29 protein-coding genes and 1 tRNA gene are annotated in these 26,785 nt (G+C 42.7%); 17 read left to right on the plus strand and 13 right to left on the minus strand.

Features of this window, described 5'->3' with window-relative positions:
• Nucleotides 1–20 precede the first annotated feature (20 nt).
• On the minus strand, nucleotides 21–632 hold the full coding sequence (locus AM279_RS18455) for a DUF4230 domain-containing protein (protein WP_054409524.1): 612 nt from the start codon (nucleotides 630–632) through the stop codon (nucleotides 21–23).
• Nucleotides 633–749: 117 nt separating this feature from the next.
• On the opposite strand from AM279_RS18455, the gene AM279_RS18460 reads away from it, so the two are divergent.
• The 15 genes from AM279_RS18460 (at nucleotide 750) to AM279_RS18530 (ending at nucleotide 14,384) form a co-directional block, all read left to right on the plus strand.
• Nucleotides 750–1,214, plus strand: coding sequence for a hypothetical protein (locus tag AM279_RS18460; RefSeq protein WP_054409525.1), 465 nt, complete (start codon nucleotides 750–752; stop codon nucleotides 1,212–1,214).
• A gap of 4 nt (nucleotides 1,215–1,218) precedes the next feature.
• On the plus strand, nucleotides 1,219–1,686 hold the full coding sequence (locus AM279_RS18465; protein ID WP_054409526.1) for a hypothetical protein: 468 nt from the start codon (nucleotides 1,219–1,221) through the stop codon (nucleotides 1,684–1,686).
• Between the two features lie 7 nt (nucleotides 1,687–1,693).
• Nucleotides 1,694–2,131 carry a hypothetical protein gene (locus AM279_RS18470; protein WP_054409527.1) on the plus strand — a complete coding sequence of 146 codons (438 nt, stop codon included), beginning with the start codon at nucleotides 1,694–1,696 and terminating at the stop codon, nucleotides 2,129–2,131.
• A 7-nt stretch (nucleotides 2,132–2,138) separates the two neighbouring features.
• Nucleotides 2,139–2,588, plus strand: a complete 450-nt coding sequence (locus AM279_RS18475; protein ID WP_054409528.1) for a hypothetical protein — start codon at nucleotides 2,139–2,141, stop codon at nucleotides 2,586–2,588.
• Entirely contained in the window at nucleotides 2,588–3,025 is a 438-nt protein-coding gene (locus AM279_RS18480; protein ID WP_054409529.1) for a DUF2147 domain-containing protein, read from the plus strand. Before AM279_RS18475 ends, AM279_RS18480 begins: the two co-directional genes overlap by 1 nt.
• 3 nt (nucleotides 3,026–3,028) lie before the next feature.
• Complete coding sequence (locus tag AM279_RS18485) at nucleotides 3,029–3,475, plus strand: hypothetical protein (RefSeq protein ID WP_143090313.1); 447 nt, start codon at nucleotides 3,029–3,031, stop codon at nucleotides 3,473–3,475.
• 6 nt (nucleotides 3,476–3,481) lie between these two features.
• Nucleotides 3,482–3,931 carry a hypothetical protein gene (locus tag AM279_RS18490; protein ID WP_054409531.1) on the plus strand — a complete coding sequence of 150 codons (450 nt, stop codon included), beginning with the start codon at nucleotides 3,482–3,484 and terminating at the stop codon, nucleotides 3,929–3,931.
• Nucleotides 3,932–3,977: 46 nt separating this feature from the next.
• Nucleotides 3,978–4,445 (plus strand): hypothetical protein, encoded by a 468-nt coding sequence (locus tag AM279_RS18495; protein WP_054409532.1) that lies wholly within the window; start codon nucleotides 3,978–3,980, stop codon nucleotides 4,443–4,445.
• Between the two features lie 87 nt (nucleotides 4,446–4,532).
• Nucleotides 4,533–5,003, plus strand: coding sequence for a hypothetical protein (locus AM279_RS18500; RefSeq protein ID WP_054409533.1), 471 nt, complete (start codon nucleotides 4,533–4,535; stop codon nucleotides 5,001–5,003).
• A gap of 256 nt (nucleotides 5,004–5,259) precedes the next feature.
• Nucleotides 5,260–5,332 (plus strand) — tRNA-Met (locus AM279_RS18505).
• 55 nt (nucleotides 5,333–5,387) lie between these two features.
• Complete coding sequence (gene era, locus AM279_RS18510; RefSeq protein ID WP_054409534.1) at nucleotides 5,388–6,272, plus strand: GTPase Era; 885 nt, start codon at nucleotides 5,388–5,390, stop codon at nucleotides 6,270–6,272.
• Between the two features lie 118 nt (nucleotides 6,273–6,390).
• The gene (gene der, locus AM279_RS18515; protein WP_054409535.1) at nucleotides 6,391–7,701 is read left to right on the plus strand and encodes a ribosome biogenesis GTPase Der; all 1,311 of its coding nucleotides are present in this window, start codon (nucleotides 6,391–6,393) and stop codon (nucleotides 7,699–7,701) included.
• Nucleotides 7,702–7,818: 117 nt separating this feature from the next.
• Nucleotides 7,819–10,599, plus strand: a complete 2,781-nt coding sequence (locus AM279_RS18520; protein ID WP_054409536.1) for a TonB-dependent receptor — start codon at nucleotides 7,819–7,821, stop codon at nucleotides 10,597–10,599.
• Between the two features lie 116 nt (nucleotides 10,600–10,715).
• Nucleotides 10,716–13,550: an outer membrane beta-barrel protein gene (locus AM279_RS18525; protein ID WP_054409537.1), complete on the plus strand. Its 2,835-nt coding sequence runs from the start codon at nucleotides 10,716–10,718 to the stop codon at nucleotides 13,548–13,550.
• A gap of 120 nt (nucleotides 13,551–13,670) precedes the next feature.
• Nucleotides 13,671–14,384, plus strand: a complete 714-nt coding sequence (locus tag AM279_RS18530) for an SRPBCC family protein (RefSeq protein WP_054409538.1) — start codon at nucleotides 13,671–13,673, stop codon at nucleotides 14,382–14,384.
• Here the strand turns inward: AM279_RS18530 and AM279_RS18535 are convergent, their stop codons facing one another.
• The 8 genes from AM279_RS18535 to AM279_RS18575 form a co-directional block, all read right to left on the minus strand.
• Nucleotides 14,385–15,056, minus strand: coding sequence for an MgtC/SapB family protein (locus AM279_RS18535; RefSeq protein WP_054409539.1), 672 nt, complete (start codon nucleotides 15,054–15,056; stop codon nucleotides 14,385–14,387).
• A 14-nt stretch (nucleotides 15,057–15,070) separates the two neighbouring features.
• A complete protein-coding gene (locus AM279_RS18540; RefSeq protein WP_054409540.1) occupies nucleotides 15,071–15,571 on the minus strand; it encodes a CinA family protein in 501 nt (166 codons plus the stop codon).
• Between the two features lie 18 nt (nucleotides 15,572–15,589).
• Complete coding sequence (locus tag AM279_RS18545; RefSeq protein ID WP_054409541.1) at nucleotides 15,590–16,063, minus strand: hypothetical protein; 474 nt, start codon at nucleotides 16,061–16,063, stop codon at nucleotides 15,590–15,592.
• 566 nt (nucleotides 16,064–16,629) lie between these two features.
• A complete protein-coding gene (locus AM279_RS18555; RefSeq protein ID WP_054409543.1) occupies nucleotides 16,630–17,307 on the minus strand; it encodes a response regulator transcription factor in 678 nt (225 codons plus the stop codon).
• A 46-nt stretch (nucleotides 17,308–17,353) separates the two neighbouring features.
• A complete protein-coding gene (locus AM279_RS18560; RefSeq protein WP_054409544.1) occupies nucleotides 17,354–18,112 on the minus strand; it encodes a sensor histidine kinase in 759 nt (252 codons plus the stop codon).
• Nucleotides 18,113–18,242: 130 nt separating this feature from the next.
• A complete protein-coding gene (locus AM279_RS18565) occupies nucleotides 18,243–18,791 on the minus strand; it encodes a hypothetical protein (RefSeq protein WP_143090314.1) in 549 nt (182 codons plus the stop codon).
• 255 nt (nucleotides 18,792–19,046) lie between these two features.
• Nucleotides 19,047–19,583, minus strand: coding sequence for a hypothetical protein (locus tag AM279_RS18570; RefSeq protein ID WP_074961422.1), 537 nt, complete (start codon nucleotides 19,581–19,583; stop codon nucleotides 19,047–19,049).
• A gap of 144 nt (nucleotides 19,584–19,727) precedes the next feature.
• On the minus strand, nucleotides 19,728–20,321 hold the full coding sequence (locus AM279_RS18575; protein WP_054409547.1) for a hypothetical protein: 594 nt from the start codon (nucleotides 20,319–20,321) through the stop codon (nucleotides 19,728–19,730).
• Between the two features lie 328 nt (nucleotides 20,322–20,649).
• On the opposite strand from AM279_RS18575, the gene AM279_RS18580 reads away from it, so the two are divergent.
• Nucleotides 20,650–20,952 carry a hypothetical protein gene (locus tag AM279_RS18580; RefSeq protein WP_054409548.1) on the plus strand — a complete coding sequence of 101 codons (303 nt, stop codon included), beginning with the start codon at nucleotides 20,650–20,652 and terminating at the stop codon, nucleotides 20,950–20,952.
• A gap of 250 nt (nucleotides 20,953–21,202) precedes the next feature.
• Entirely contained in the window at nucleotides 21,203–21,496 is a 294-nt protein-coding gene (locus AM279_RS18585) for a hypothetical protein (RefSeq protein WP_054409549.1), read from the plus strand.
• Here the strand turns inward: AM279_RS18585 and AM279_RS18590 are convergent.
• The 4 genes from AM279_RS18590 to alaS are packed head-to-tail and all read right to left on the minus strand — an operon-like array spanning nucleotide 21,493 to nucleotide 26,634.
• Nucleotides 21,493–22,449: a GSCFA domain-containing protein gene (locus AM279_RS18590; protein ID WP_054409550.1), complete on the minus strand. Its 957-nt coding sequence runs from the start codon at nucleotides 22,447–22,449 to the stop codon at nucleotides 21,493–21,495. The two genes, AM279_RS18585 and AM279_RS18590, sit on opposite strands and share 4 nt — an antisense overlap.
• An 11-nt stretch (nucleotides 22,450–22,460) precedes the next feature.
• Complete coding sequence (locus tag AM279_RS18595) at nucleotides 22,461–23,255, minus strand: hypothetical protein (RefSeq protein ID WP_054409551.1); 795 nt, start codon at nucleotides 23,253–23,255, stop codon at nucleotides 22,461–22,463.
• Between the two features lies 1 nt (nucleotide 23,256).
• The gene (locus AM279_RS18600; RefSeq protein WP_074961402.1) at nucleotides 23,257–23,994 is read right to left on the minus strand and encodes a hypothetical protein; all 738 of its coding nucleotides are present in this window, start codon (nucleotides 23,992–23,994) and stop codon (nucleotides 23,257–23,259) included.
• Nucleotides 23,995–24,006: 12 nt separating this feature from the next.
• Complete coding sequence (gene alaS / locus AM279_RS18605; RefSeq protein ID WP_054409553.1) at nucleotides 24,007–26,634, minus strand: alanine--tRNA ligase; 2,628 nt, start codon at nucleotides 26,632–26,634, stop codon at nucleotides 24,007–24,009.
• Nucleotides 26,635–26,785 lie beyond the last annotated feature (151 nt).

The raw sequence follows: 26,785 nt of genomic DNA on the forward strand, positions 1-26,785 counted from the left end.
AGTGGCTAAATAAAAAGCTGTTAAGGCGCTACTTTGGTAATATTATCATTAGTAACCGCTTCGCCTTTATATTGCAGGGTCCAGCCCATGGTGTTGGTAAGTATCAGTATTTTTTGCAGTTCGCTTACCAGGCGGTTTTGGGCATTGGTTTTCAGGGTAGATTTTTCAATCTTTTTGGCAATGCTTTCTTTGGCCTGTTTGGCTATTTTGTTGTAGTCGTTTCCGGTAAACGCATTAAAGTTATCTTCTACAATATCATAATACTTTAGGTCGGGGCTTATCTTAATCTCTGCTTCCGGCAGGCTGGTTATGGTAATAACCTTGGTAACATCGTCAATATTATAGGTTACCTTGTGCAGGTCATACGCCACCGTTACATCGGCATTTACAATTACAATGGCTTTTTTCTCGGCGTTATAAAACCCAAATCGCTTTTGGGTATCTTTATAGGTAATCACTTCACTAAAATGGCCTTCGGTAACCACTAGCTTGCCCACGTTTTCTATTTGCTGCTGTATCAGGGTGGTTTCTTCCATTACAGTGCGGGCCTCGTCGTCCTTAAATTCGCAATAGCGAAACGCTAATACAATTACTACTAAGGCTGCCAGGGCAACCAGTATTTTTTTAATCATTGTTGTTTTTTCTTTTTTTGGTGTTACTCAAGTTATAAGAAAAAAGTGTGCCATATACGGTTTGTGTCAGTTATTTTGATACTTTTAACGCATATAAACTAATTAAAATCCTCATTCATGAGCAAATTACTATTGCTGTTTGTGGCAATTACCGGCCTTACTGCACACGCACAAACCATTACACAGCAAACCCTTGAAGGAAAATGGAATGTAGTATTTATGGAAACCGAAGGCATAGGCATTGACTTCGAGAAAAAAACGGTAGCCATGGACCCGAAAATGAAAGAAGAGCTGGGCGCTGAATATGTGGCAGCCGTAGAAGGGCAGCTGAAGGAAATGATAGACAGCGGCGCCGGGTTTAGTGTAACATTTAAAGGCGCTGAAGCTGTATTTTCTCAGTCTATGGGTGGCGAAACCAAAGACGATAAGGCTACTTATGAGCTTAAAGCGGGCACTCCGCTGCTAATGGTGGTTACCATGGACGGTGGCGAAAGCAGGGTGCAGGAAGTAACCCTTAAAGACGGCAAACTTGAAATGACGGGCCAGGAAAGCCGCGACAAAATGGTTTTAAAGAAAGCCTGATATTATGAAAGGGCCACTGTTTCTTCTACTGCTTCTTATTAATATAGCTACTGCCGGAGCACAGGCGGTCACAAAAGAAATGCTTAAAGGTAAGTGGGAAATGGTGTTTGTCGAATTTCCCGGGATGGCTCTGGATTTGGTAAATAAAAAATGCACGCTGTCTGGCGAATTGGCAGATGATATTACACAGGAATACCGTGCCATGGCCGAAGAGCAGATGATGCAAGGCGTGGGCAATATGGAGGGCAGTCTTGTATTTGATGATGTATTACTTACATCAAAAATTACGCAAAAAGGAGAAACAGGTATAGACCAGGGGCCTTATGAAATTAAAGCCACTACACCTGTAACTCTTGAAGTGGTTATGCCTCAGGGCAAAATGATACTCGAAATTTGGTTTAAGGATGATAATTTAATGCTAAAAAAGCATGAAGACCAAGGAGTGTTTACTTATAAAAAGGTTAATAATTAAAAATACTATGAAAAAATTACTGCTTACAGCCGGGTTTATGCTGGCTGCTGTTGCACTACATGCGCAAACTATTACACAGGAACAACTACAGGGTAAATGGCGCCTTGTTACATATAATGATAATAACGGATCTATAGACATTGTTAAGGGCACCTGGAAAGTTAATGACGATGTACAAAATAAAGTATCTATAGAAGAACAGTATAATGATATTGTGCTGCAGGCCCAGGAAGCCGTACTTACCATAAAAGGCAATACCGCCAGCCAAACCGTAATGGGCGAGGAGCACAGCGGCAGCTTTACGCTACAGGATAAAGACGGTAAAACATACATGACGGTAGACCAGGATACCACTACCGTGCCGCAGGTATTTATTAAAGACAACGCGCTGCACCTGGCTGATGCCGGTGTGGGTATGGAAATGATTTACAAACCTATTAAGTAACCTGACAATGATAAGGATTATATATACCCTGCTGGCGGTATTGCTGCTGGTATCATGCGGTTCGGACAATAAAAACCCCAAGGCGGCCGACCTTGCCGGTAACTGGAAAATGGTAGAAATGAAAGACCCTGATATTACCATAGACTTTGTAAAAAACGAGCTAAGGGCTAATGAGGGGGCTAAAAATGCCAAGCAAAAAATGGAAAACATGGGCAACAAAGTGCCCGATGCGCTTGTGGGCACTACTATTTCTATAAAAGATTCTACCCTTATAACGGCTATAAAAGGGGTAAAAGGGCAGCCTTCTACCTTTAGGCTTGAGGAAAAAGACGGCAAGACCTACATGGTTATTATGCCTTTTGATATACAAAGGGCGCAGGTTTTTATTGAGGGCGGCAAGCTGCACCTTAAAGATGAATCGGTTAACGCAGAAACCATAATGGTAAAACAGGACTAATGAAAAAACTACTTTTTATACTGGCATTATTGTGTGGCCTTGGGCTACAGGCACAGGTGGTAACACAGGCTGAGGTGCAGGGCACCTGGAAAATAATATTTGTAGATAACCATGAGGCTAAAATTGATATTGAAAAGGGCTCGTGGGTAATAAAAGATGAAACCCCTGCGGTGACGTACACCAGCGGAAACAGCTTTTATGAAGAAATGATGGCATCGGCCAAAAAGATTAGGTTTGAGTTTAAAGACAGCACCATAACATCTGTTAACGACGGTCAGCGCGAATCGAAAGTATTTAAGCTTGAGGTTAAAGACGGCAAAACCTACATGGGTGTTGAAAATGAGGAAGATGTACTGTGGATATACATTAAAGATGGCAAAATGCATTACCAGGATGAGAAAGAAGGGATGCAGTTTGTTTTTGCCAAAGCAGAGTAAACAATGAAATCAATGTATCTATACCTCTTACCCCTGTTTGTTACCACCCTAAGCGCCACTGCACAGGTAACAGATAAAAGCCTGGAGGGCAGGTGGAAGCTGGTAAGCTATGATGATGGTTTTGCTATAATAGATGTAGAAAAAGATACCTGGATAAAAAAGGACCAAAGCGAAGGCCTGAATAAAACGTATTCAACCAGATGTACTCCTTATGAAGGTGTAGTGCGATGGAGCCGTGAGAGCAGGTTTGAGTTTAATGATGGTGTTTTAACGATACTGTCTGATGGTGAGCGTGAGGCTAAAAAATACCTGCTTGAGTTTAAAGACGGTAAAACCTACGTGAGGATTGAAGGCGAAGAAGATGTACAGTGCATATACATTAAAGACGGCAAAATGCATTACCAGGACGAGAAAGATGGGATGCAGTTTGTTTTTGCCAAAGCAGAATAGCACACAATGAAATTGCTATACCTGTTAATCCTGTTTGTTACCGCCCTGAGCGCTACTGCACAGGTTGCCGAGAAAGACATTGCCGGCAGGTGGAAGCTGGTAAGCTGTAATGATGGCTCGGCTATAATTGATGCCGAAAAGGGCACTTTTGTGTTGGATGCCGGTTATGTAAAGAGCCTTTCGGCAGCAGAACTTACAGAAAGCGAACGCGATTACCGCATACTGGTTAAGCAGTATGCCAATGCCTACCTGGATTTTAAGCAGGGCAAGGTGCAGCAGCAGTTTGGCGAAGATGTATACAGCGGTACCTATAAGCTGGAAACCTTTGAGGAAGATGAGCTGACTATTACTGATGAAGAGGGCGAAATTACGTATGTGGTTGACATAAAAGATGGAAAGCTGCACGTAAGCAATTATGAAGAAGGCTATGAAATGGTGTATAAAAAAGTGAAGTAACATGAAGTTATAAATATCAAAAACAAACCAATTAACACCTTAAACCATGAAACACCTGTTAACCCTGCTGCTTGTAGTTGCTACAGCTACAGCCGCTACCGCACAAAAAAAACTTACCGAAAAAGACCTGCTTGGCAAATGGACCATTACTTCTATAGGCATGTATATGGGTACTATAGATTTTAAGAAGCAAAAATTTATACCGTCTGAGGAGCTTAAAGCAGATATGACGGAAGAGGATTTAGAGATGGCTGAAACAGCTTTGTTAGAATCTATGGCCGGTGTGGCAGAGTATTATATGGCTTTTGAGAGTGGGTACAAACTTGAAAGCAATATTGATAATGTGGGCAATTCTACCTACAAGATTATTGAAAAAGACGGCAAGCAATACCTAACCGATGCTGAGGTACAGGACGATGACCTGGTTGAGATTTTTATTAAAAACAAGCAGTTGCATTTTTTAGTGCCCGATGATGAAAACGGTGGTAACATTGTATTGCTGTTTGAAAAGTAGGCTATAGCCTGCAATGCTATAAATGGGTTAGAGATGTGGTGTGCACGATTTTTTTTCTAACTTTGAGATACAATTAATTATAACCAAATGATAAAGAACATTTTTACTGTAGTTGCATTATTTGTAATGGCAGTTGGTGCACAGGCCCAAAAAAAGGTAACTGAAAAAGACCTGCAGGGCCGCTGGAACATGACGGCTTTTAATATGGGTGGCATTATACTGGACCTTAAAAAGGGCGATGTAACTTTTGAGGAAGAGATAGGGGCTAACCTTGACGAAGCCACTAAAACATCTCTTAAGCAAAGCCTTATGGAAACCCTTGAAGGGTTTAAAACATCTTATATGGAGTTTAAAGGCAAAGAGGTAGTAGTACATCTTGAAACAGCAGATACGGCCGATTATACTATTGAAGAAGAAGACGGCATACAGTATATTGTTATGACCTATCGTGAAGATGGTTCGGTAGATGATTTTCAGGTAGAGCTTAATGCAAAAGAGTTGCACCTGCTTACCGAAGACGATGGTACTGTTATAGAGTTTGTCTATGAAAAAAAATAACAGGATAGTTTAATCCTAAAAACAAAAAACTCCCAGTGATTTTGCCGGGAGTTTTTTGTTTACAGCCGTTTTTGATATTTCACACCGTAAATCCAAACTCCAAAAGTGAAAAATTAAGCCTTTTTTTGCCGAAAAAAAGGAGGCTGTAAATTATTGAGGTTGAAAATTTTCGGCATAAAAAAATGATAAAAAATAAAATTAATTGCAATTAGGCTTGGTTTATTAGAAAACGGTCGTATATTTGCACTCGAAACATCGCGGGATAGAGCAGTAGGCAGCTCGTCGGGCTCATAACCCGAAGGTCACAGGTTCGAGTCCTGTTCCCGCTACTAAGAGCCTTCCCAAAAGGGGAGGCTTTTTTATTTACCATAAAGCGTTGATTGTATGGCACATAAGGCAGGATTTGTAAACATTATAGGCAACCCTAACGTGGGTAAAAGCACGCTTATGAACGCATTTGTGGGCGAGCGGCTGTCTATTATTACCAGTAAGGCGCAAACCACGCGCCACCGCATACTGGGCATTGTAAATGGGGAGGATTTTCAGGTGGTGCTAAGCGATACACCAGGCATTATTAAGCCTGCTTATGAGCTGCAAACCAGTATGATGGACTTTGTAAAGACTGCTTTTGAAGATGCCGATGTACTGGTGTATATGGTAGAAACCGGTGAAAAAGACCTTAAGGACGAGGCCTTTTTCAACAAGATAGTTAAGGCCAAAGTACCGGTACTGCTGTTGCTTAACAAGATTGATAAGTCTACTCAGGAAGTGCTTGAAGAACAGGTGGATATGTGGAAAGAAAAAGTGCCAAACGCCGAAATTTACCCCATAAGTGCCCTGGAGAACTTCAACGTCCAGGCGGTTTTTGACCGTATACTGGAGCTTTTGCCTGAGTCGCCGCCGTATTACCCTAAAGATGCCCTGACGGATAAGCCGGAACGCTTCTTTGTAAACGAGACCATCCGTGAGAAAATACTGCTGAATTATGACAAGGAAATTCCGTATGCCGTTGAGGTTGAGACAGAAGAGTTTCTGGAAGATGATAATATCATTCGCATAAGGGCAGTAATTATGGTAGAGCGCGACACCCAAAAAGGTATCATTATAGGTCATAAAGGAAGCGCAATTAAAAAAGTAGGCATACAGGCCCGCGAAGACCTTGAGAAATTCTTTGGCAAACAAATTCACATAGAAATGTTTGTTAAGGTGGTTAAAGACTGGAGGTCAAATAATTACCAACTGAAAAGGTTTGGGTATAACCAGAAATAAATACCAGTCATAAAGCCAAAAGTCATAAAGTCGAAAGATGCATCGACGGTAAAACTTTGGACTTTAAGACTTTGGACTTTGAGACTTAAAAAGTACTTTTGCATCAAATTTTTAGCTGATGAACAATATAGTAGCTATAGTAGGGCGTCCAAATGTGGGCAAGTCCACATTTTTTAACCGCCTGATACAGCGCAGGGAAGCTATTGTAGACTCTGTAAGCGGCGTTACGCGCGACAGGAACTACGGTAAGAGCGAATGGAACGGAAAAGAGTTTTCGGTAATAGACACCGGGGGCTACATTAAAGGTAGCGACGATATTTTTGAGGGCGAAATACGCCGTCAGGTAGAGCTGGCCATAGATGAGGCCGACGTAATTGTGTTTGTGGTAGATGTTGAAGAGGGCATAACCCCTATGGATGAGGAGGTTTCAAAGCTGCTTCGCAAAATAACCAAGCCGGTGTTACTGGTTGTAAATAAGGTAGATAACGCCATGCGCGAAAAAGATGCCGTGGAGTTTTACAACCTTGGCCTTGGCGAATATTACACCATAGCCGGTATGAGTGGCAGCGGCACAGGTGAACTGCTTGATGCCCTTGTAGAGCTGCTTCCGGAGGCACAGGCACCAGACCCTGATGCTGAGGTACTACCCCGTTTTGCAGTGGTAGGCCGCCCAAATGCAGGTAAATCATCGTTTATTAATGCACTTATTGGCGAAGACCGCCTTGTGGTTACTGATATTGCCGGTACCACACGCGATGCCATAGATACTACTTACAACCGCTTTGGGTTTAAGTTTAACCTGGTAGATACTGCGGGTATCCGCCGTAAGGCAAAGGTTAAGGAAGATCTTGAATTTTACAGTGTTATGCGCTCGGTTAGGGCTATTGAGCACAGTGATATTTGCATACTGGTTATAGATGCCACCCGTGGTTTTGAAGGCCAGGACCAGAGTATTTTCTGGCTTGCCGAAAAAAACCGTAAAGGTGTGGTAGTACTTGTAAACAAGTGGGATTTGGTTGAAAAAGACACCATGACTACCCGTGATTATGAGCGCAAAATACGCGAAGAGCTACAGCCGTTTACCGATGTGCCTATCCTTTTTGTATCGGCATTAACCAAGCAAAGGCTGCTAAAAGCGCTTGAAACATCGGTACAGGTGTTTGAAAGCCGCCGCCAGCGTATTGCTACAAGCAAGCTTAATGAGCTGATGCTGCCCATAATAGAGAACAACCCGCCACCGGCACTCAAAGGCAAGTACATCAAGATTAAATTCTGTATGCAGCTGCCTACGCCTACGCCGCAGTTTGTGTTTTTCTGTAACCTGCCGCAGTATGTTAAAGAACCATACAAGCGCTACATAGAGAACAAGCTGCGTGAGCATTTTGACTTTAACGGCGTTCCGATAGATATATATTTCAGGCAGAAATAATTACAATACCATAAATCCCGGGCTGTTCCCGGGATTTTTTGTTTAAATGGTTGGAGGTTTGCGTAATAAAACTTATTTTTTGCTGTTTTAAAGAATAACCTTACCAACCAGTCCTCTATGCGCCTTACTATCAGCCTGATTTTCATGCTCTGTACCGCTGTTGCCTTTGGGCAAAATGTGGTTTTTAAAGGAAAAGTTACCGATATGGCTAACGCCCCGCTTGATGGGGCAACCATATTCCTCACAAAAGTAAAAGACTCAACAGTAGTAGAGTATACGGTATCTGACTCAAAAGGAAACTGGGAGCTAAAGACTTTAAAACCAAAAGATACCATTAACCTTAAGGTGGCTTACACCGGCCTGGCCACTTACGTGCAAAAGCTTAATCCGGGAACGGAAAACCGTGATTTTGGTACGTTAAAGCTTGAAGAACAGCCCACTGAATTAGATGAGTTGTTTATTGAAGCAGAAATTCCGCCTATTGTAATTAAAAATGATACGCTTGAGTTTAATGCGGCGTCATTCAAAGTCAGGCCTAATGCTAAAGTAGAAGAACTAATTAAGAAGCTGCCGGGGGTAAGCATAAGCAATGATGGCAAAATAACCTTTAACGGGCGCGAAGTGAACCAGTTTCTGGTTGACGGAAAACCGTTTTTTGGTACAGACGGGGCCGTGGCGCTTGAAAACCTTCCGGCTGAAATTATAGATAAAGTACAGGTTACTGACCTGAAAACCAAGCAGGAGGAAATGACTGGGCAAAAGGCCAAGAGCCAGGATGCCAGCATAAACCTTACCCTTAAAAAAGACCGTAAGAAAGGTGTTTTTGGTACTATTGCCGCCGGTTATGGTACTAACGGCCGGTATGAGGCAGCCCTGTTTGCCAATTATTTTAATGATACGCAACGCATTAGCCTTACGGGTTCATCAAATAATATAAATTCTTTTGGGCTGGGTATGGATTTTGGAGGCCGCGGCCGGGGGAGTGTTAGGGCTGTAGGTGGTGCTATTGGCGGATTTGGTGGTGGCAACGGGCTTTCGGTATCGAGTTCGGCGGGGGTTAATTATTCTGATGAATGGATAAAAGATTCAGAATCAACAATAAGTTATAGTAATAGTATTAATGAGCACGAAAACCGCAGCCGTAGCGAATCGATAAACTATACCCCCGAAGAGACAGACCCTGTAACCGGCGAAATTATTGACAGCACCTACCGCAGTAACGAGTCTTCATCTTCAAAAGGCTCTAATTACAGCCATAATGTAGACGGGCAATTTCGTTTTAAGATAGATTCTACAACCAATATTATGTATATGCCGCGCTTTAGTACCTCTGAAGGCAAGAGCAATTCTGTATCAGAAAGTATGTCAGAGAGGCTGTCTGACAGCAGGTTACTAAATGATAGCGAGGCACAAAGCTATAGTGAAAACAATGGTAAGAGCTTTACGGGGTCAGTAAACCTGTACAAGTATTCTAAAGCCAAAAAGGGCAGGGGGCTAAGCGCGGTACTAACCCATAATAACCGTAGTAACTATACCGAGAACAACAACCGTTCAGTAACAAACAGTTATACGTATAGCGGCGGCACTATGCAAACCAGTACCGATGACCGAAACCAGGTACTGTACAACAATAACAGCAACGACAGCTATAGCGTTAAATTAGAATACTTTGAACCGGTTACTGATTCGCTCCGGTTATCAATAAGCGCTGATTTAGGTAATGATAAAAGTGTAAACAACAGGCAAAGCTATGATTTTGACCCCGTAACCGGACGGTATACCGTTTATAATGATTCGCTTTCTAATTACCTGTCCAGCAATACGTTTTCGGTAGTGCCGCAGGTAGGTTTAATGCTTGATAAGAAGAAATACAGTATAAACCTTGATGCCGGGGTAAATTATTCGGCATTCAGGAATTTTTCTGATTATCTGGGCACGGGCTTTAGCTTCACTAAAAATTACCTGCTGCCGGCAGCATCTATGCGTGCAGCATATAAGTTTGAAAGATTTGAATCGTTAGACTTTTTCTATAATTATTCCGCTAACTTCCCGCAGGGTAGCCAGATACTGCCGGTTAGGGATTTAAGCAACCCGCTGAATACAACGGTGGGTAACCCGGACCTTGACCCAAGTACTACCCATAGTTTCAGGCTTAATTACCGCAATTTTGGCGGAGGGGGCAGTAAGGCGGGCTATAACATTATGGGTGGTGTTACCTTTTTTGGCAACCAGGTAGTGCGTTTTACTACCATTAATGAAAGTGCCCAGACCGAGACCTCTTACCGTAATATTTCGGGTGCTATGAATGCCAACCTGGGTATTAACTGGAACAAATACATAAACCGCGACGATAAGACCCTGAGCATAAACCTGAACCTGTTTGGTAACTACGGCAGTAACAAAGGGTTTCTTAACGGCCGGGAGTATAACTCAAGGTCGTTATCGCTTACACCAAGTGCTTTTATATCTTATGATTATACAGATTATTTTAACCTTACGCCCACCTATAGCATGAGCTTTAGTATGTATGATTACCAAAACTACAGCGTAAACTCCTCAAGTAGTATGGTACACCGGTTTGCCCTGCAGGCTACCAGCTACTGGCCTAAAAACCTTATGTTTGCTAATGACTTAAGCTATACTTACAACCCGCAGGTGCCCGATAATTTCAGGAGAGGCTTTTTGTTTTGGAATACCGCGCTGGCCTACAGTGTACTTGACGAAAAGCTAATGTTTAAGGTAAAAGTATATGATGTGCTCAACCAGAACAATGGTGTGCAGCGCAATGTGGGGCCTACGGTTACAACTGACCAGGAAAACCTGGTGCTAAAACGCTATGTAATGTTTACGCTTACTTATAAACTTGACGCTTTTGGCGGAAAAAGTAAAAAAGATTAAATAAATTACTGCATATAATGAAACAAAAATGACCAAAGTGCTACTAATGCCATAATAAAACACTTATAATGCTGTTATAAGATAAACCTTACCAATAACCAATAAAATTACCTTACATGCACAAAATCTTAACGGTGCTACTGTTTTTAGCCTGTAGTACGTTCAGTTTCAGCCAAAATGTTACCCTATCCGGAAAAGTATTAGACAGCGACGACACCAATCTTGAAGCTGCCACGGTGTACCTCACATCTGCAAAAGACTCAACGCTGATAGATTACACCATTACAGATAAAAACGGTAACTGGCAAATTAAAACCCGCGCCATAACCCAGCCGGTATTTCTAAAAATAGCGTTTATGGGCAAGGCAGAACACAAAGAACAGTTTGATGTAATAGACCAGGATAAAAATTTTGGCACTATTAAGCTGGCCGAACGCGGTACAGAGATGGATGAACTGGTTATACAGTCTGAAATACCACCCATCCGCATAAAGCAGGATACCCTTGAGTTTGATGCGGCATCGTTTAAAGTGCGGCCTGATGCTAACGTAGAGGCGCTTTTAAAGCAGCTGCCGGGGGTTGAAATAGACCAGGAAGGCAAGATTACCGTTAACGGAAAAGAAGTAAACCAGATACTGGTAAACGGCAAGCCCTTTTTTGATAAAGATGGCAAGGTAGCCCTGCAAAACCTGCCTGCCGAAATTATTAATAAAGTGCAGGTAACCGATACCAAAACCAAGCAGGAAGAGCTCTCGGGCCAGAAAGGCACGGGCGAGAATGCCAGTATAAACCTTACTATAGACGAAGATAAAAACAAGGGCTGGTTTGGCCGACTCATGGGGGGCTACGGTAGCGATGAACGTTATGAAAGCAGCGCGCTGATTAATTACTTTAACGGGCCTACCAAGATTAGCTTACTGGCATCGAGCAATAATATAAACAGTACTGGCTTTAGTATGAACGAAATATTTGACAGTATGGGCGGTGGCCGAAACACGTCAATATGGATGAATGATAACGGTAGTTTTGGTATAAACGGCATGCAGTTTGGCGGCAGCAACGGTATAACCCGCAGCAATATTGTAGGCCTTAATTATGCCGATGAATGGGCAAAAGGATTTGATGGAAGTGCAAGTTACTTTTATACTTCGGCTACTAATGATAACAGCAACCGTTCTAACAGGACTAATTTTATACCATTAGCTGAAAACCCCACTACGCCCGATGAGGCCCTTGACCAGAGTTTCAGGTCACGGTCTGAATCAAATACCAGGAGTGAGCAATATGCACATAACTTTAGTACAGAGCTAAATGTAAAGATAGACTCTACACAGCAAATTTACTATGCGCCTAAGTTTACAAAAGCAAACAGCAAGAACAGCAATAATTCAAACAGTTTTAGCGAGCGCATTGCCGATGGCAGGCTGCTAAACGACAGCGATTCAGGCACGTTTAATGAAAACGATAACTACAGCTTTAGCAGCTATCTGGTATGGAACAAATCATTTGCGGCTAAAAAAGGCAGGTCGCTAAGTTTTGAGTTTAGTAACGAAAACCGAAAAGACGATGGCGCTGCGTTTAATAACTCTATTACAAACCGATATACTTATGATAATGACGGCACGCAAAGCGTGATTGTTGACGACCGTAACCAGGTGCGCTACAACCGCCAGGCTACCGATAATTATACCGCAAAATTAGAGTATGCCGAACCCATTACCGATTCGCTTCAGTTAAGGGTAGGGGCAGAATACCAGCTGGAACGCTGGCTTGAAGACCGCCAGGGTTTTGATTTTGATGAGGGTACCGGTAATTTTTCTGATTATAATGATGCCCTTACCAACTATATGTCGAGCAAGGTTAACAGTTTTATGCCAAGCGCAGGTTTATATACCAATACATCAAAAATGTGGCTTAACCTTTCGGGAGGTGCCAGGATGTCTAAATTTGATGCCGGCTCGCAATATATGGGCAATAGCTACAATTTTGACAGGAATTTTGTGTTGCCGTTTGCAGAAGCAAGTATGCGTTACAGCTTTACTAAGTCAAAATATTTATGGATAGGATATTGGTATAATACAGAATTTCCAACGCCAAGCCAGGTACTGCCTGTAGAAGATATCAGCAACCCGCTGTCAACTACAATAGGTAACCCTGACCTTGATCCTGAAAAGTATCATAACTTCAATATAAGCCTGCGCGATTATGATTATGCAACCCGTTCAGGTTGGACAATTAGTGGTGGTGGTACCTATTTTGATAACCAGATTATGTACAGGCAGGATATAGATGAAACGGCGAAGAGTACTACGACGTATTCAAACATATCAGGCACATACAGACTTTGGTTTGGAGGTAGCTGGAGTAAAAGTATTAAAAATGATGCCCATAACTACAGGTTTAATTTAAGGATGAATAACAGCTATAACCTGGAGAAAGGTTTTACCAATAATACATTGTATACCGGCAGGAGGTTTACATTATCTCCAAGGGTAGACTTTACCTATGAATATGGCGATCTGCTGGTTATTAACCCGTCTTATCAATATAGCTACAATACAATTGATTATACAAATTATGTATCGGGTAATGCCTCAAACTATACGCACAGGCTAAACCTGCAAACCACCAGCTACTGGCCTAAGCACTTTGTATTTGGTAACGATTTTGGTTATAACTACAACTCTCAGCTTGGTGCAGGGTTTAAGAAAGACTTTTTCCTTTGGAATACAAGTTTAGGATACAACTTTCTTGACGACAGGATGCTGTTTAAGGTTAAGGTATATGACTTGCTAAACCAAAACCTGGGTACATCAAGAACTATATCGGCAACCTCAATTACAGACCAGCAAAATACAGTGCTTAAGCGCTATGTAATGTTCTCATTAACCTTTAAGCTTGATAAGTTTGGCGGTAAAAAAGAAGGAGGGAATGACTTCTGGTTCTGGTAGGATAAAATAACATTTACGAAAGGCTGTCTGCAAAGGCAGCCTTTTTTGTTGCAACATTGTTAAACCACAATGATTTGCGGCAGGGGTTTAGTATTTTTAGGTACATTAAAATCCTGCGGTATGGAAAAGCTAAACGAACTTTCGGTTATAAAGAATGAAAAAACAATAGGCGATATTGAAAGGGCTGTGTCAGTAATTGGCGGGGCTTACCTGCTGTATGATGCCCTGAAGCGCGAAAAGAAAAGCATACTGGAAATAGCCGCTGCAGGGTTTATGATTTACCGCGGTGTTAAAGGCTTTATTGACAGCAGGCCAGACGGCTTTAACCTTAAAGCAACTGCAAAACACCACGATGGCAATATCAACATCCATACCCGTTTGATTGTAAAGCGCCCCATGAATGAGGTTTATAACTTCTGGAGGCATTTGGGTAACCTGCCCCTGTTTATGGAACATCTGGAAAGTGTAACCGTTTTTAGCGATACCCTTAGCGAATGGAAAGTACGCATGCCCGGCTTTGGCAGCGAAATAGGCTGGAAGGCCGAAATTGTTGCCGAAGAACCCAACCGTTTTATTGGGTGGAGGTCTTTACAGGGTAGTATTGTGCGCCATGCCGGCAAGGTAGAGTTTAAAGATGCAGGAGAGTTGGGCACTTATGTGCACATTACGTTTTCTTATCATGCGCCGCTGGGGCATACAGGCCATGAGGTGGCAAGCCTTTTAAACCCTGTGTTCGAAAAAATGGTGCGTAACGATGTTATGGGCTTTAAACGCTATATGGAAACAGGCACCCCAAAAAAGCTGCAACAGGAAACCACTGCTATATTTACGTGATTATTTATCCCAGGATATTTTCTTGATAAAGGGCTCCTTTTGAAGGAGCTCTGTTGTTTTAAGTAGTTTTTTATTGCCGGGTTTATCAAGTATAAGCTCAATTATCAGGTTTTTAGAGTCGCGCGATATCGAAAAGTTAGAAAAATCAACATCTTCATCTTCCAGTAATTTGTTGATGATTTCCTTTGGTTCAGTCTTGCCCTTTGCTACAATCCTAAGCGATTTCATTTGGTTTTTACTTGTAAAAATACGCTGAATGGGCTGCAAGGCCCAAAGTATAAGTATAGCAAAAACGGTTGCCACAACAGCTGCGAAATACATACCGCCGCCGGTTGCCATGCCTATTCCGGCTACCGTCCATAAACCGGAAGCTGTGGTTAGGCCAAGTACAGTTGCCGGTTTTAAAAACAATATAGCCCCTGCACCAATAAAACCTATGCCGCTAACAATTTGGGCTGCTACCCTTGAGGGGTCGAGCTCAGCATATTCGTTACCCATTACATCCTGAAAACCGAAAGAAGATACCAGCATAATAAGGGCAGACCCCATGCTTACCATCATGTGGGTGCGCAGTCCGGCAGCCCAGTCTTTCCGTTCGCGTTCAATGCCTATAGCTCCGCCTAAAATGGCAGCAAGGGCAAGGCGAAGCGCTATTTCATACCAGGGTAGCATAAGTAAAATGTTGTTTAAACTGATGTTGTGCTTACGGAGTCAAGCAGGTTGCACAACAGTTCGCCTGTACGAGCAACAGCTTTGTTTATTATGGTTTCCGGTGTGCCGCTAAAAACCTCGCGGTGGGCACAGTACACGCCATTGGGTATTTTAATGTGTATAAACATGGTGCCAACAGGTTTATCTTCTTTTTCGCTGCCGCCGGGTGATGTGAGGCCTGTTATGGCTATGGCAACATCGGTTTTAAAAAATTTGGTAAGCCTTTCGGCAAGCAGTTGGGTAACCTCTGCCGACTCAGCTGTAAATTTTTCAATAATTTCAGGAGGTATATTAAGCAATTCCTCTTTTGTACACGCATCATAACACACCAATCCGCCCAGAAATATCTGTCCGGAATCTGGCGTAAGTGCAAATGCCGTAGCAAGCCTTCCGGCTGTAGCGCTTTCGGCCACAGCCACTTTAAGGTGTTTTTCGGCAATGCGCCTGCTGCAAAGTATTATACTTTCTGTTGCCATAGGTAAATGCCAACAGGCTTAATTTTTTAGCTGGTCTTCTTTGGTTGTAACGCGTGAGTTGTTTCCGGTACTGCCGGTTCCTGTACCCTGGCCGCTGCCTGAAGTACCGCCGCTGTTAGCCGGCTTACCGTTTTTATAGGCTGTACTGCTGCCGCTGTTTTCTACACGGTTATCTATTTCTTCCTGCGAAAGCTGCTTAGGGGCTTTAGTTGTGCCGGCTGCCGGAGCTTTACCACCTACAGAGCCACCATTACCGGTTGCTGATGTAGAATTGCCCCTGCCCACAGGCACATACATACCTGACGCGCCTTCGCGGATTAGCGAATCGTTTGGAGACATACAGGTGTCAATATAAACCGTATCGTGGGTTGCGGATGTGGTTTGGGTTTCAGGGTTATCTTTATGGGCACAGCTGTTGCAGCTTGTGGCCATTTGCAGTCCTGCTATGGCAAGAATGGCTGTAATACTGGTTTTTATTGTTAACTTTTTCATATACTCAGGTTTTAGATTATACTTAAAGTTATGTAATAAACCGTTTTATATGTCTTAACAGAAATGTAATTAAGAAGAATATAACACACTGAATCAGGATGGTTTAGGGAGATTAAAATAATGAAAGTATATAAAATAAGAAGCAGCGGGACTACCAAAACCCACTGCTTCCAACGACGTAAAAATTGAATATATACTTTACTTTAAACCAAATTTGGTAAAAAAGCGGACAGGAGGAGACGACGACCTGAGATGAGTAATTCTTTAGTATGATAAGGGGCGTATTTTAAAATAGCACGAATTACCTTATTACTCCTGCCCTGCTTTTTTAGAATGTGTCCCGTGCCTGGCTTTTCTATTAACTCAAAAAAAGAATTACACTTTTTAAGCACCGGGACTATCATTATTGCTTCATCCTAACAAGACAAAAGTAGGGCAGTGGCAAGGAGTGGGTATGGTAGAAATTACCTGTTTTATCAATTCAGGTATTTTTACGTGGATACTGCTAAGGCTTTGATATGGTTAAAAGCTTAGTAGCTAAGAGGCTCAGTAGCTTAAAAGCTTTCTCACGAAATTACCGGCAACTCATCTACACGTATTATACCGTGCTGAATGGCATAAATAACCAGGCCTGCTATATTTTTAGCGCCTGTTTTGGCAAACAGGTTGTTTTTATGCCCTTCGGCGGTGCGCTGGGTTATAAAAAGCAGGTCGCCAATTTCTTTGGCCGTTTTTTGCTGACAGATAAGCTTTAGTACCTCTACTTCGCGTTCGCTAAGCCCTTCTTCGTCACTAAGGGCGGGGCGTGGGGCGTTAGTAGGTATCTGGGTGCGCAGTGCGGCAAGCTGGTCATCTTTAAAGTAATAACCCTGCTGTTGCACCGTGCGGATAATAGTAACCAGCTCAACCGGCGATATTCCTTTAGGTAAAAATGCCGATACCCCTGTTTTAAGCATAAAACCCATAAACGATTTCTGGTAGTGCGATGATACTACAATAACCTTAATATCCGGCCAGCGCTGTTTAAGCTTCTCGGTAGCTTCTATACCATCCATACCGGCCATTTTAAGGTCTAATAAGGCAACATCGGGCAGGGTGGTGGCATCTGTTAGCTTTTGCAGGAGTTCGTCTCCACTGCCGGCTGTAAACAGCACTTCTATACCGTCAAGGCTTTGCAGGTAGTTTTGCAACAGGCTAACAATAAGGGCATCATCGTCGGTTATGGTTATTTTTATGGTTTCCATAAGTGTGTAATCCCACAAGAGGAAGGCATTTAAGGTTGATTATTGGTTATGCGGCAAGGTTAACGGCTACAACGGCACGTGTGCCTTTGCCCGGTGCCGACCGTAGCAGATAGCGCCCATTTAGGTATTGTGCCCTCATTTCAAGGCTGTTAAGTCCAAGTCCGTTTTTTAGGATGGTGGTGTCAAAGCCTTTGCCATTATCTTTAAACAGCAAGATAATGCTTTTTTCGGTTTGGCGGTAGGTTACCTGCAATTGTGTTGCACCACTGTGTTTTATAACATTTGTAAGCAGTTCCTGGGCTATGCGCAGCAGCTGTATTTTGTTTTCGGGCGTGAGGTCTATTTGCGCACGTATATCAGGCCTGTAAGTGATATCCAGCTTTTGTTGCCATGGGTCGAGCAGGTTATCCAGCAAATCGTGCATGGGGCTAAAATCCAACAGCGGGGGGGTAAGGTCGTGCGATATGCGGCGGGCTTCGGCAATACTGTCGCCCAGCAGGCCTTCAACCTCAACAGGTGTGGCACCCACCTGGCTTTTCATGCGCACAAGGGTAAGGCGGCCTATAAGCCCGTCATGCAGGTCGGCAGCAATGCGTGTGCGTTCGCGTTCCTGGGCTACAAGTGCGGTTTCCACCAGTTTTTTTTGATGTTCCACCTGCAGGCGTGCCTGGCGTAGGTTAGCCTGCATCATGCGTTTATAGCCGGAATGCATAATTTTAACAACAAATAAGAGTATGGTAACTACCATTACCACACTTATAGCAATCCAAAGCGCAATAACGTTTGGGTCCTGCCATTTCTCCATAATGAAGCAATTAAGATAATTAAATAGAATGAAGAGGTCACCTTCTGGTGTCAAAAGTACTATTTTAAATACAATAAAGACTGGTAAAACTACATAAAGTGCCTATATGCAGGTATCTTAGCTGCTATAGTTATGCAAGCATTGCCTTTGAAGGGATTTTAAGCATTTTAAACCCAAGGTAAGAATAAAGCAGTATAAGTAATGATACATGGCCGGTCCAGAAATAAAACTTAACATCGCTGCTGGCATTTACCATAAAATTAAAAGGCAGGAAAAATACTGTATTCACAGTAAAATAGACCAAAAACGCCATATTTAGCCTGAAATTGCCCCATTGCTGCTCGCGGAAACGATTCATGCGTTCCTGCATATAAGCCAGTGCCATAAGTATTATTATAAAGTTATCTACCACCTTGGCATACGGCTGGAAGTCTTTTACCACAATTTGGTTAAATACATACAGCAAAGCTATTTCTGCGGTTATGTATACCAACCCGAGTATTCCCAGTATAAGTAGTGGCAAATGCCTTTTCCTGAACATAACCTTTTGATATAAGTATATCATAAAACCCAGTTCTGTAAGACTGTAAATGTGCAGCATTATAAAGTTATTGCCCCATTTGTAGCCTATGTAGTCACTAAGTAAATCAGTAACAAACATAAGTGCCAGGTAAGCCATTACTAATTTTTGTAAAGGCCCTAATTTTTTAAAATTAATACAGCCGGCAACGAGGCCAATAGTTAAAATTACCGGCGTGCAATCTGCCAGTAATTCAGAAATTTCGCGTGGAGTCATTGTAATAAGCGGGTGTAAGGGGTCGTCGGCCTTATCCCTGATAACTGCAAATGTAGTTTTATAATATGTAATATACTACTGTTTGCAGTAATAAAAAAGACAGGAGGTTATCCTGTCTTTAGTTATAATTTGAATAAATTATTGTCCTTTTTTTAATTTATTGAAACTATTGTTAATTATCTCAAATGTCAAATAAAGGTAAAATAGTGCCAATATGGTTAAATGCCCCGCAAAGAAATAAAACTTAGTTATGGTGCCGGCATTGACCATAAAATTAAACGGCAGGAAAAACAACGTGTTGATAGTAAAAAACACTAAAAATATTATGTTTAGCCTGAAATTACCCCACTCTTTTTCCTGAAAATGGTTTACTCTTTCAGATATAAATGCCAATGCAAAAAGAATTATTATAAAATTGTCTGCCACTTTTGCATAAGGCGAAAAATCTTTTAAGGATAACCCTTTAAAAACAAAAATTAAAAGCATTTCTGCAAAAATATAACATAGCCCTGCAATGCCCAGTATAGTAAGAAACCGTTGTGGCTTTCTGAACATTTCTTTTTTGTAGAGATAGAGCATAAAGCTGAGTTCGACAAAGCTGTAAATATGTAACAAGATCATATTGTTGTCACTCCACTTCTCTATAATATAGCTTAGAGCTTCAATGGTAAGCATGAAACCCATATAGCACATAAGACTTTTAGTCAGCGTATTTAATCTTTTATAAATAAATACACTGACTGTTAGTCCTATTATAAGAGCCAAAGGGGATAGATACTGAAGTAAAATGCTAAACTCGTATATATCCATAATAAATTTCTAAACTAAAGACAGTAAATAGTATGAATTAGTAAGTGTTTGAGGCATAGGTGGTACTGTATGAGCAAAATCATAGCTATACACTTCGGTATCGTTCATGTTAGTTACTACAACATCGGCTGCAAGCCCGGTTGTAGCAGCAGCACGCTTTTTAAGGGCAAGGTTAACGCGCACGGTGCTGGTTTCAAAGTCTTCGGCAGGTATTTTAAATGCAAGGAACATACCGTTTGTAGTAGGCACCTGTGCCGGTATCCAGGTTTCGTAATCGTTTATCCAGCGCTCGCACATTTCCTGGGCTACTAACACAGGCAATACATTGCCACCGCCCAGCAGCCAGTGCTGTATGGGGCAAACGGCTATATAATTAGTAATGTCTGTTGTACTGCTTGTGTCATAATGGCTTGGTATCACAAAAAATATAAGTTCGCCTTTGTCGTTTATCCCGGGGTAAGCATGTACATTATCAGAGGTGTGCAGGTGTGACTTCATATAGTCAAAATAAGAGCCCTGCTTGTACAGTTCTACAAGGGCATTGCCGTCATTAATAATGTTGTTGTAGGCCTTCATGGCGGTAGTAATCTCTGTAAGCGTCATAGAGTTAAAAATTTTGAGGTTGTGAATACTATTGTTGTCTGTTTTTTTAACGGATGCTTAACAAATTTATGTTATTTAACCGAATAAAAATAGTGCGTACCCATAAAATAAATATTACTTAAACTTAGAGCCTGCAAGGGTTTTAAAGTGTAAAGACAATTTTATATACGTTTTATCGATAAAATATCAAATATTGATATGAGAGTTGCATAAATGTTAAAATTATTTTGGCTCAGAAGTTTAATTGCTATATCTTGGCTTTGTAAATCAGTGTTTTAGGTTAAAACATCGATTTGTAAAAAAGGAAGAAACACAAAACACAATTTTTATGAAAAAACTGTTCTACCTGTACAGCCTGCTGTGCGGCGTGGCCGCATTTGCGCAAAGTATTGCCTCTAAAGAACTTTTGGGAACCTGGAAAGTAGATGTTATTACAACACCCGACCTTACTGTTGATATGCAAAGCATGGAAGTAACACTTTCGCCTGAAACCCTTGAATGGGCTAAGAAAAAGAACAAAAGTACTGATGGCTTAAAGAAAGATGCCCTTAAAAATGCCCGCGGTTATACAGGTGTAACTTATTCATTTTTACCTCAAGGGGTATATAAAGAACAAAAACCGGGCCGTTAAGCAGCCGGTTACTGCCGAATATGAGCTGACAAGTTCCGGCGGGCAAAATGTTATTTATATATATTATGATGAAGAAGATAATGAAGATATGTTTTATGTGTCCTACAAAAATGAAAAGCTTTATCTTGAGTATGACGAGGTTGAGGTTACATTAATTTGCAGCCGTGCCCAATAGTGGGTGTATTGAAATTTTTTATATATTTACACCACATCCTCCTTATTAAATTACTGGCTAATTGTCAATAATTTAATGGTACTACTTATGCCCGATTTTGAAAAGAATGCCCTCACATTCAGCTATCGGTGGAGTGAAGCCGAGCAAAGCTGCCGCCATATATTACATGGCTCTGAAGACTGCATAGACCGTACAAACGGCTATCAGGTGCTTGATTTTATCAACCGGTTTATGATGCTTTATGGTCTTATAAGCCAGGATTCGTTTAACCGTGCGGAAATACTTATTTACCAGCACATGCCCAAGCGCATTAATACACGCAGCGAAATGAAGCTGTGGCTAAGCAAAAGCTGGAACAAACGCCTTTAAAACTGTATGTGCGGGTGCTGCTGTTGTAGTTTTTGTATACGTGCGCTTAGTTTTTCTTTAAACTCAATGTACTGTGCCCCGTCAGGGTTATAAGGGCGGTGCAGCAGGCTTTTTTGTATGGCATCGGCCTCTTTCATTACAGGTTGCGATGCCGGGCTTACCCATGCCTGTGCAAAGCGTTCCCAAATGTAATTGATTGCTGTAAGGCTTGGGTGCACAAGGTCTTCGGTATAAAAGCGGTAATCGCGCAGCTCATCCATCATTATTTCATAAGCAGGGAAATAGGCAGTGTTCAGTGTGCGGTGTTCAGTGTTCAGTACAGTATGCAATGCCGTAATGAGGTGTGCCTTGCTGCGTTGGTTTTCTGTAAAACCGTCTTTTATATGCCTTACCGGCGATATGGTAAAAATAATTGTTGCCTTATTATTTATTTCGGCTATAAGGTTTATTATGTCTTTCAGGCTTTGTTGTATCGCCTCAACCGGTAAAAGTTCTTTATCAAATTCTTTTTGTGGTACTTTATGGCAATTGGCTACCAGGCTACTGCTTGCAGTGTTGCGATAAACCCATGCTGTGCCCAGTGTAATTATTACATGGGTAGCGTTTTTAAGGGTTTCTGCGGTATTTAAAATTGCGTGGTTAAGGTTGTGTAGTATTGTGTCTTTATCGGGGCTGCTAAGGTCAGAATGCGCGTCAAAACAATGCCAGCGCTCGTTGTGGTAAAAGATATCAGCCTCGGTAAACTCTTTTTGGTTTACAGCATGGCTAATAAATGTTTCTATTGCCTGGGGGTGAAACAGTATGCCAAACGGGTTGGTGCTATTCCTGAACTTAAAATAATCAAGCTTTTGGCCCATATTTACTGCAAAGCATGAACCTAAAGACAGTATGCGCGAATTGTAATCAATCTGCGGACTTCCGGCCTGTATGGGTATTTGCGTGGTAAACTGCATAGTGCTGCGGTTTAGTTGTAAATATACTGCCTTGCCACACCATTGCTGTGCGACTCCTGTGCCGGGTAGCCGTTAGCGCCTTCCTGGTAGGTGTAAGTTATGGTAGTGCCGGTTTCTTCGGGGCCGTTTTCGCCCTGTGTGGTTATTACGGTTGTAACCGAAGCTATAGTGTTTGGCCCGCCTTGAAGCTGTGCCAGGTAAAGCCCTTCATAACTAAAAACATTTTTAAAAGGGGCCTTGCTGCCGTTGTAGGTAATAGTGGTTACTACCGGAAACGGTATAATTTCGTCCTCCTCATCTTCGTCTTCATTAGTAAGCGAAACAGCCGTTACATTGCCATTGGTAAGGGTTAGTGTACCTTCTTTAATAAAATCATACTGGCCAATTTCATCGCCCTGATATTGCTCAAGGCTTATTGTGCCGTCTGTATTACGGTCGTAAGTGGTTTTTAGCCCGCTCCAGGTACCATCTCCGTTAGAAGTTATGTGTATGGCCTGTGCCAGCTTTTTATTAAATGTATAGCTGAAAATAGTGTATTCGGCAAGTTCGCTGTTAAGGTAAACGTCTTCCTGAACCAGCAGCCCGTTTACATAACTATACTCCCTTACATAGCCCTGAGAATCAGTATCGGTAAGCAGCCTGTTGCCATCATAGGTATACGTGTGCGTAATGTTAGTACCGCCAAGGGTTTCCGTCATCTGGGTTACATACACATCTTCCGGAATGTTATAAACGGGCTCAACGGCATCGTCTTCCTGGCAGGCAGCAAAAAGCACAAGCCCTGCTATGGCAAAAAGCTTCTTCATGCTAATAAGTATAGGTTACTGTATAGGTTTGCCCCGCAGTAGTTACCGTAGCCTGGGCCGGGTAACCGTCTGATGTGTACTGATAATTTGCAGTGGTTTGCACGCCTTCTTCGGTTGCGGTAATTACATTGTTTATACCGCCCTGCAGGTCGGCCAGGTACATAACGCCAAAATCAGCCACATTGCTTAACGGCGATGCCTGAAAGTCAAAACTGTAACTGGCTTCAATATCTCCGGTAATAGCGGTTATGTTGTTGTTTATAACCTTGAGAACAAATGTTTGGTCTTCTACGGTTTGAGACTGCTCGTCGCCTGTGTATTTTACAACGGTAATATCCTGTCCGGCTATGGCATAGGTAAACCTTTCGGCATGGTTGTTAGCCGGGTTTGCAATATCATAATACATATGCACTACAGCGTTAAATGCTCCCGAAGCAGCATATTCAAAGGTGCTTTTCCTTACCAGGTTGCCCTCTTCATAATAACGCACTTCGGTTAACGCACCATTTGTAGCATAAGAATAACTCTCGTTAGTGCTGTTACTGTGCGAAACTGCCGTAATCCTGTCGCCATCATAAGTATATTGCGATGTAATGCTTTGCCCTGATGCAGGTGTAACCACCATTTGCCTCAGTAAAACTTCCCCGGTTTCTTCGCCGGGGTTGTAAGGCAGGTCATCATCTGCACAAGATGTAAAAGCCAGTGCGGCAACCATTAATATTCCAAAAATCTTTTTCATAGCAATTTCGGTTTATTTTACATAGCCTTCGGCAGCCTTAAGCGCCTCGGTAATACCGGCAGGGTTTTTACCTCCTGCTGTAGCAAAAAACGGCTGTCCGCCTCCGCCGCCCTGGATAAACTTACCCAGTTCGCGCACTACCTGCCCTGCGTTAAGGCCTTTAGCCTCAACAAGCTCTTTAGAAACGTAGCACGTTAGCATAGGCTTATCATCGGTTACAGTAGCCAGTACAATAAACAGGTTATTGCCTGTACCGCCCAGTTCATAAGCAAGGTCTTTTGCGCCGGTAGCATCAAGGTCTACCTGCTTGGCAAGGAATTTAATCCCGTTTACTTCCTGTAATTCAGCCACAAGCTCGCCTTTTAGGTTTTTGGCCTTGTCTTTTAAAAGGGCTTCTACCTGCTTTTTAAGTTTGGCGTTCTCATCCTGAAGCGATGTTACAGCTTTTAACGTATCCTGTGGGTTCTTTAGTATTGTTTTAATATCGTCAAGCGCCTTTTCCTGCTCGGCAAAGAAACCTTTAACGGCATTGCCGGTAATGGCCTCAATACGGCGTATACCCGCAGCTACAGCACTCTCGCTAATTATTTTAAAATACCATATATCGGCGGTGTTTTGCACGTGGGTACCACCACAAAGTTCCATGCTTTCGCCAAATTTAATGGCGCGCACATTGTCGCCGTATTTCTCGCCAAACAGTGCCATGGCACCTTCTTCAACCGCTTGTTTAAACGGAATGCTCCTGCGCTCAATAAGCGGCAGGTGCTCCTGTATACGGGCGTTTACAAAGGCTTCTACCTGCTGAAGTTCTTCCGGAGATACCTTTGCAAAATGCGAAAAGTCAAACCTTAAGTAGCCCGGGCTAACCAGCGAGCCTTTTTGCTCTACGTGTGTGCCCAGTATGCTCCTCAGTGCCTGGTGCAGCAGGTGCGTGGCGGTGTGGTTGCTTTGGCTTTCAGCACGCAGGCTGGCATCAACCGTAGCGGTAAAGCTGCCGTTTACATCCTGCGGAAGCTTCCTGGTAATGTGCAGTATCAGGTTGTTTTCCTTCTTCGTGTCAAGCACCTCAATGGTTTCGCTGCCTGAAACAAGTGTGCCTTTATCGCCCACCTGGCCACCGCCTTCAGGGTAGAATGGCGTGGCATCAAGCACTATCTGGTATAAAATACCGTCTTTTTTAGAATCGACCTTACGGTAGCGGGTAATTTTAACCTGGTTTTCAAGCTGGTCGTAGCCCACAAAGCTTTCGGTGTTGCCGTCAACAAGGGTAACCCAGTCGTCTTTAGCTACTTCACCGGCAGCACGGCTGCGGTCTTTTTGTTTTTGAAGCTCAGTGTTAAACGCTTCTTCATCAACCGAATATCCTTTTTCTTTGGCAATTAGCTGTGTAAGGTCAAAAGGGAAACCGAAAGTATCATACAGTTCAAACGCCTTGGCACCACTAACCTGTGTGCCCTGGGTTTCTGCTATGACATTGTCAAGCAGCTGTAATCCCTGGTCAAGTGTGCGAAGGAACGAAGCTTCTTCTTCCTTAATTACATTGGTAACAAGGTTTTGCTGTGCCTTGATTTCCGGGAAGAAATCGCCCATCTGTGCAGCCAGTACAGCAACAAGTTCGTTAATAAACGGCTCTTTTTTGTTCAGGAAGGTAAACGCATAGCGAATAGCCCTCCTTAATATCCTGCGGATAACATATCCTGCACCCGTGTTGCTTGGCAGCTGGCCGTCGGCAATGGCAAAGGCTACTGCACGAACGTGGTCGGCCACAACGCGGATGGCAATGTTTACTTTCTCCTCTTCAGGGGTAGCGTTTTTAGATACATATTTAGTGCCGGTTACAGCCTCAATCTTGCTGATAAGCGGCGTAAATACATCGGTATCATAGTTACTCTGTACGCCCTGTAGTACCATGCACAGGCGCTCAAAGCCCATACCCGTATCTACGTGCTGTGCAGGGAGTTTCTCCAGGCTTTTATCGGCCTTACGGTTAAACTCCATAAATACGTTATTCCATATCTCTACAACCTGTGGGTGGTCGTTATTTACAAGGCTTTTTCCTGATACCAGTGCTTTTTCCTCGGCAGAACGGATGTCTACGTGAATTTCTGAACACGGCCCGCACGGACCCTGGTCGCCCATTTCCCAAAAGTTATCTTTCTTGTTGCCCAGTATAATACGGTCTTCGTCAATCAGGGTTTTCCAGATGTCATAAGCCTCCTGGTCAAAAGGCACACCTTCTTCGGGGCTGCCTTCAAATACCGAAACGTACAGTATGTCTTTCGGAATTTTATACACTTCGGTAAGCAGTTCCCATGCCCAGTTTATCGCTTCTTTTTTAAAGTAATCGCCAAAGCTCCAGTTGCCCAGCATCTCAAACATGGTGTGGTGGTAGGTGTCAAAGCCCACATCCTCAAGGTCGTTATGCTTGCCGCTCACGCGAAGGCATTTCTGGGTGTCGGCAATACGCTTGCTTTTAGGCGTGCCGTTTCCAAGGAAAAACTCCTTAAACTGCGCCATACCGCTATTGTTAAACATCAGGGTAGGGTCGTCTTTGGTTACTATTGGTGCACTTGGCACAATCAGGTGGCCCCTGTCTTCAAAAAATTGCAGGAATTGCTTCCTTATATCCTGGGATTTCATCTCTGTGAGAAATTATTTTTTAATGGTTACGTTACATCCTTTTACCGCTTTGCTGCAAAAACTATGGCAAACGTGTAATATTTATTACATTTGTCTGTTCACTACTTTACCGCAGCACAGTTTCAGGACATAAGCTGCAAAAATAGGATAA

Source organism: Flavobacterium akiainvivens, assembly GCF_001278115.1.
GTDB lineage: Bacteria > Bacteroidota > Bacteroidia > Flavobacteriales > Flavobacteriaceae > Flavobacterium > Flavobacterium akiainvivens.